Annotated in this window: 5 protein-coding genes; all 5 read left to right on the top strand. The window is 65.5% G+C overall.

Going from position 1 to position 6,777, the window contains the following annotated elements; translation table 11 throughout:
- Positions 1 to 926: thiolase domain-containing protein (locus tag VJS38_RS01805; protein WP_324086444.1), on the top strand; the 926-nt coding region annotated here is incomplete at its 5' end.
- Positions 927 to 978: 52 nt separating this feature from the next.
- Positions 979 to 2,394: an aldehyde dehydrogenase family protein gene (locus tag VJS38_RS01800; RefSeq protein WP_324086443.1), complete on the top strand. Its 1,416-nt coding sequence runs from the start codon at positions 979 to 981 to the stop codon at positions 2,392 to 2,394.
- Between the two features lie 131 nt (positions 2,395 to 2,525).
- On the top strand, positions 2,526 to 3,572 hold the full coding sequence (locus VJS38_RS01795) for an NAD(P)-dependent alcohol dehydrogenase (protein WP_324086442.1): 1,047 nt from the start codon (positions 2,526 to 2,528) through the stop codon (positions 3,570 to 3,572).
- A gap of 211 nt (positions 3,573 to 3,783) precedes the next feature.
- On the top strand, positions 3,784 to 6,102 hold the full coding sequence (locus VJS38_RS01790) for a TonB-dependent receptor (RefSeq protein ID WP_324086441.1): 2,319 nt from the start codon (positions 3,784 to 3,786) through the stop codon (positions 6,100 to 6,102).
- 175 nt (positions 6,103 to 6,277) lie between these two features.
- Positions 6,278 to 6,777 (top strand): TetR/AcrR family transcriptional regulator (locus VJS38_RS01785; protein ID WP_324086440.1); only part of this gene is annotated, 500 nt, incomplete at its 3' end.

Raw genomic sequence — 6,777 nt, 5'->3', positions numbered from 1 at the left:
CCGAAACAGGCGGGTCGTCCTATCTGTTTCACGTCCAGCACGCGGTGGCCGCGATCCAGGCCGGTCGGTGCAGCGTCGCGCTGATCACCATGGCGGACAACCAGCTTGCCGAGCGCCGCCCGTTCGGCTTGACGGGGGTCGACCTGCACGGCGCGCCGGACAGCGCTTTTTCCGGCTTCGTCCCTGGGCCGCTCTACGCCATGGTCGCGCGACGCCACATGTACGAATACGGCACCACCAGCGCGCAGCTCGCCTGGGTCAAGGTCGCCGCATCGCATCACGCCCAGCATAATCCCCATGCCTTGCTACGCGACGTGGTCACGGTCGAGGAGGTGCTGGAATCGCCCTTTGTCGCCGACCCGCTCCACCGGCTGGACTGCTGCGTCATGACCGACGGCGGCGGCGCGATCGTGGTCGTGCGCGAAGACATCGCCCGCTCACTCGGAGGCCCGCTCGTCCGGGTGCGCGCGACCGGCGCCGCCGTCGGCCACTTGAACGGGGGCAAGATCGATCTCACCCGATCGGCGGGCGTGCGATCCGCCGCCGCCGCCTTCGAAGAGGCGGGCGTCCGGCCGCAGGACATCAAGTACGCCTCGCTCTACGACAGCTTCACGATCACGGTCGTCATCCAGATCGAGGACATCGGATTTTGCGAGCGCGGCAAGGGCGGGGCGTTCGTCGCGGACGGCGCCCTGATTTCCGGCGTGGGGAAGCTGCCCTTCAACACGGACGGCGGCGCGCTGTGCAGCAATCATCCCGGCAACCGTGGCGGCATCACCAAGCTGCTGGAGGCCGTCCGCCAGGTTCGGGGAACGGCCCATCCGGCGGTCCAGGTCGCAAATTGCGACCTGGCCCTGGCGCACGGCACCGGTGGCGTCATCGCCGGTCACCATGGATCGGCCACCGTGATTCTGGAGCGCGTCTAAGGCCGGCGGCGTCGGCGAACGCGCGTGAGCACTGATCTTGGGAGACGAGACGATGCACCCGTTCAAGCTTCTGATCGGCGGCAAATTGATCGACGCGGCGTCCGAGCTCGATGTCGTCAACCCCGCCACGGGGCAGGTGTTTGCGCGGTGCCCGCGTGCGGACGAGGGCTTGCTGAATGAGGCCGTCGCCGCGGCGAAGGCGGCGTTCGTCGGCTGGTCGCGGCTACCGGCGGCGCAACGGTCGTCGCGGGTGCTGGCGCTGGCCGATGCGCTGGAGAACCATGGCGCGGACTTTGCGCGCCTCTTGACGCAGGAACAGGGCAAGCCGTTGTTTCTGGCCGAGATCGAGGTCGCTCAGTCGGCGGCGATCCTGCGGACCTTTGCGGACATGATCCTGCACGTCGAAACGCTGCGCGCCGATGATCAGGCCCGCATCGTGCAGCAGCGTACGCCGCTCGGCGTGGTGGCGGCGATCACGCCGTGGAACTTCCCCCTGGTGCTGCTGATGGCGAAGCTTGCGCCGGCGCTGGTCGCCGGGAATTGCGTGGTCGTCAAACCCGCGCCGACCACGCCGCTCGCCACCCTGCATCTCGGCAATCTATGCGCGGAGCTGCTGCCGCCGGGCGTCGTCAACATCATCGTCGACGACAACGACCTGGGAAGCCTGCTGACGCGCCATCCCGACGTCGCGAAGGTCGCCTTCACCGGATCGACGCCAACCGGCCGGCGCGTGATGGAAAGTGCGGCGCCGTCGCTCAAGCGGCTGACGCTGGAACTGGGCGGCAACGACGCCGCGATCGTTCTGGACGACGCCCCGGCCAGGGCGACTGCGGCGCAGATCTTCAGGAGCGCAATGATCAATTCGGGTCAGGTGTGCGTCGCGGTCAAGCGAGCCTATGTTCACGACAGTCTGTATGACGAAGTCTGTGACGAGCTTGCGCGGCTGGCGCAGAGCGCGGTCGTGGACGACGGGCTGGCGCCTGGCGTGCAGTTCGGGCCATTGCAGAACAAGGCCCAGTTCGACCGTGTGAACGACCTGATCGAACACAGCAGACAGGCCGGATCGGTGATCGCCGGCGGCGAGGCGCTCAATCGCCCCGGCTATTTCATCACACCGACCATCGTGCGCGACATCGCCGATGATGCGCGGCTCGTCCGGGAAGAACAGTTTGGTCCGGTCCTGCCGGTGCTGCGCTTTGACGACGTCGACGACGCCGTCGCCCGCGCCAACGCTTCCGAGTTCGGCCTCGGCGCCTCGGTGTGGGGCGCCGATGTGAATCGCGCCTATGACGTCGCTCTGCGGCTGGAGGCGGGGACCGTCTGGATCAACAAGCATCTCGACCTGCAGTTCGACGTGCCGTTCCGCGGCGCCAAACAATCCGGCCTCGGCGTGGAGTTCGGGCTGGAAGGGCTGGAGGAATATACCCAGGCCAAAGTCATCAACATCGCGCGAGCCGAACGGGCATGACCATTTCCACACCATCGGCGCGCCCGCAGGCCGGGGCCTTGACCCGGGTTCCCGCAGCGGTGGTGCGGGAGCGGGGCGGCGCCTTCACGCTCGAGGAGATCGACCTTGCGCCCCCCTGGTCGGACGAGGTGGTGGTCAGGATCGAGGCGGTGGGCATGTGCCACACCGACATCGCCGTGCGCGACGGCGAAATGCCCAGCCCGCTGCCCGCCGTCCTCGGCCATGAAGGCGCCGGCCGGGTGGTCGCGGCCGGGGCGGCGGTGACGGACGTCGCGGTCGGTGATCCGGTTGTCCTGACCTATCTGAGCTGCGGCCAATGCCGTGAATGTGTCGGCGGCGCCCCTGCCAGCTGCGCGCAGCTTGGCGGCCTGTGCTTTGGCGGCGGCCGGCCCGACGGCAGCCATGCGCTCTGCGGGCACGGGGGCGAAATGCTTCACGACCGCTTTTTCGGCCAGTCTTCCTTCGCCGCTTATGCAGTCGCCAACCGGCGCAATATCGTGAAGGTCAGATCCGACGCGCCGCTGCGGTTGCTTGGGCCGCTGGGCTGCGGGATCATGACCGGTGCGGGCGCCGTCTGGAACGCGCTCGATGTCAAGCCTGGGTCCAGCGTGGCTGTCTTTGGCGCCGGCGCGGTCGGCCTGAGCGGCGTGATGGCCGCCCGCGTCGCCGGCGCGACCACCATCATCGCCGTCGACATTGTTCCCTCGCGTCTGGCGCTGGCGCTGGAGATGGGCGCGACCCACGTGATCGACGGCGGCAAAGAGGATGTCGTGGCGGCGATCCGAGCGATCGTAGCCGAGGGAACCGACTTCGCCCTCGACACGACGGGACGTGAGGCCGTGGTTCGCAACGCCATGCTCGCGCTGCGGCAGCGCGGCGTCGCGGCCCTCGTCGCCGCGGCGCAGCCCGAGCTTCGCCTCGACATGTTTAATTTGCTCGCCGGCTGCAAGACCATCTGCGGCGTCATCGAGGGCGGCGGCGCAGCGCACCTGCTGATCCCCCGCATCCTCGACCTCTACATGGCCGGGCGCTTTCCGTTCGACCGCATGGTGCGCTTCTACGCCCCCGACCAGATCAACGAGGCCCTGCGCGACAGCATCAGCGGCGACGCCGTCAAACCGGTGATCCGCTTCGATGACGATGTCCTCGAGGCCGCATTGCGGGCGGGCGCGCCCTGACGCCCGCGGTCGCGAGCTGACCGCGACTTCAGTTCAATTTGACCAATTGAGCGTCGGCGCGCCGGGCCTCGCCCGGCCGGCGGTTTTGCGCGTGCGCGTTTCGCGCGACCGAACGCCAAATATTATCTTGACCAAGCGGATAGTATGTTGACCAGCCTCAAAAAGTCCGCGATAAACTTACCAACAGGAAAAGATAGAAGGGGGAGGAATCATGCTCAATCGAGCCGCAATGTGCGCGTTGTTGGCGTCGGGCGTTCTAGGCTCGACCGCCTACGCTCAAGAGACGGCGCCGGTGGCGCGGCCGTCGCAAGATGGGGTGACGCTTGATGATATCATCGTCACGGCGCAGAAGCGCAGTGAGCGACTGAGCGATGTGCCGCTCTCGATCACGGCTGCAACTGGCGAGCAACTTCAGCGCGCTGGCGTGAACTCGCCGGCGGATCTGGCGAAGATCGCCCCGGGATTTTCTTACCAGCCCAGCAATTACGGCGCGCCGGTGTTCTCGATCCGCGGCGTCGGCTTTTTCGATAATACTACGGCGGTATCGCCGACCGTTTCGGTCTATATCGATCAGGTTCCGCTCCCGTATCTGGTGATGACGCCGGGGGCCACCCTCGATCTTGAACGCGTCGAAGTGCTGAAAGGCCCGCAGGGCACGCTGTTCGGACAGAATTCGACCGGCGGCGCGATCAACTTCATTGCGGCGAAGCCCACGAAAGCGTTTTCGGCCCGGGCCAGCGCCGAATATGCACGTTTCGATCAGGTCAATTTCGAGGGCTATGTCAGCGGGCCGATTTCGGAAACGCTGGGCGCGCGGCTGGCGATTCGCACCGAGCAAGGCGGAGCGTGGCAGAAGAGCGTCACGCGCCCTGGCGACCAGCTGGGAGATCGGGACTTCACGACGGGCAGGTTGGTCCTGGACTGGAATCCCGTCGACGCCGCCCGTGTTGAATTCAGCGCAAGCGGCTGGATCGACAAGAGCGAGACGCGGGCCGCCCAGTTTCGGCGGTATTCGCCGACGTCGACCAGCTACACGGACCCGGCGGCGATCTTGAATGCGACCCCGGCGGCGCCCGACGACAACCGGATGGCGGATTGGGACCCGGGCCGAAACTACAAAGCGGACAACAAGTTCTACCAGTTGGCGTTGCGCGGGGAATTCGATCTGTCCGATCGGGTGACGCTCACGACCATCAGCGCCTACTCGAACCTCATTTACCTGACCCCTGTCGATTCCGACGGTACGCAGCTGACCAATCTCTACGGCGTCACGAATGCGAAGATGAAAACCTTCTCGCAGGAAGTACGTCTTGCCGGCGACACCGCCGGCGGCGCCCTGAAATGGATGGTCGGGGGCAACTACGGATCCGACAGCACGACGGAGAGGCGGCTCAACCTAACCCTCGCCACGAACAACGGTGTCGGACCGTTTCGCTGGAGTCAGTTCGTCGTCAACAATAATGTCGACGTCGACACGCTCGCGGCGTTCGGCAGTCTTGAATATCAGCTGACCCAGACGCTCTCCGCCCAGGGGTCGGTGCGTTACACCAGCCAGGAGCGCAAGGCGCAGGGTTGCCTGGCGGACTCCGGCAACGGCCAGCTCGCCCGCGCCTTCAGCCTCTTGTCCACGACGCCGCTCGCCGCGGGGCAGTGCGTGACCTTCCAGTCGACGGTTCCTCCCGGTCCGCCGCCGTTCACCCCGGTCGGCGGATTTGTCGCCGCCAAGCTGGACGAGGACAATTGGTCGTGGCGCGGCAACGTGAGCTGGAAGCCCAGCGAGGCTGTTCACCTCTATGCCAACGTGACGAAAGGCTACAAGGCCGGCTCGTTCTCGTCGCTGCCGCTGGTCTTCAGCGGCCAATACAATCCCGTGCCGCAGGAATCGGTGTTGGCGTACGAGGCGGGGTTCAAGCTGTCAGGGTTCGACCGAACCGTCCAAGTCTCCGGCGCCGCTTTTTATTATGATTACACGGACAAGCAGATCCTCGGCTATGTGCTGACCCCATTTGGAAATTTGCCGGGACTGGTGACGATTCCGAAATCGAGGGTGACGGGTGGCGAAGTCAATCTGAACTGGCTGCCCATCGAAGGCCTGACCCTGAACGCCGGCGCGACCTATGTGGAATCCCGGGTTCGAGGCCACTACATCACGCGGGACCCCTTCTCGGTCAACATCGACATCGATGGTTTTCCTTTCCCCAACACGCCGAAGTGGCAGTTCGTCGCCGGTGCGGAGTACGTCTTCCCGGTGTCGTCTAGCCTCAACGTCTCGCTGGGCGCCAATATCACCCATCGCAGCAGCAGCCCCGCCACATTCGGCGGCGGCCCGGAGTTTGTGCTGCCGCATTACACGCTTGTCGATCTGAGCGCGGGAATCCAAAGCGCTGACGGCAAGTGGAGCGCGCAGATCTGGGGGCGCAATGTGTTCGACCAGTTCTACACCATCAATGCGGCGCACGTCGTCGATACGGTCACGCGCGTGGCCGGAATGCCCGCGACCTACGGCATAAAGCTCACCTACCAATATTGATGCTGACGCGTTCCTCCCGGCGTCAATGGGGCTGGGAGGAACGCCCTCGACCTGGAAGCCGGCCCGGTGCGATCGCCCTACCGCTCTGGCGGTCCGCCCGGAATCCTCGCCACGAGCGCTTGCAGTTCACCTCTTGGACAGGATAATAGCCACAAATTTGTCGAATGGGATCAATGTGGCGAAGAGCAGCTATGGCATAGGCTCGGTTACGGCTTCGCCGAAGCCGGAGCCCGACGGGGAACTGGTCAACAAAAGGCGGCGTCAAGCCAGGTCGGTGGAGACGCGCGCGAAGATCCTGAAAGCCGCGACGCAGGAATTCGCCGAGGTGGGGTTCGAAGGGGCGACGACGAGATCGATCGCCCATCGCGCCAATTTGCGCCATGCGCTGGTGCTCTATCATTTCGAGACCAAGACAGGCCTTTGGCAGGCCGTCATGCGGGACATCGTGTTCTGGTTCAACGACGCCTTCGAGCGGCGGCTCGCTGGTCTCGCGGGCGTGGAAGACCCGGTCAAGCTGCGCCTGCTCCAGGCCGATTTCATCCGAATGGCCGCGGCGCATCCTGAACTCCACTGGCTGATGTCCCACGAAGCGGGGCGCACTGGGGAGCGGCTCGACTGGCTGATGGGGTCGCTCGTCGGCGGAACCTTCACCTTGTTCGGCGAATTGATCGCCAA

It is taken from the genome of Phenylobacterium sp. (assembly GCF_035276905.1).
Lineage (GTDB): Bacteria > Pseudomonadota > Alphaproteobacteria > Caulobacterales > Caulobacteraceae > Phenylobacterium.
The sequence above is the reverse complement of the archived record's forward strand: the minus strand, read 5'-3'. Positions and strand labels throughout refer to the sequence as shown.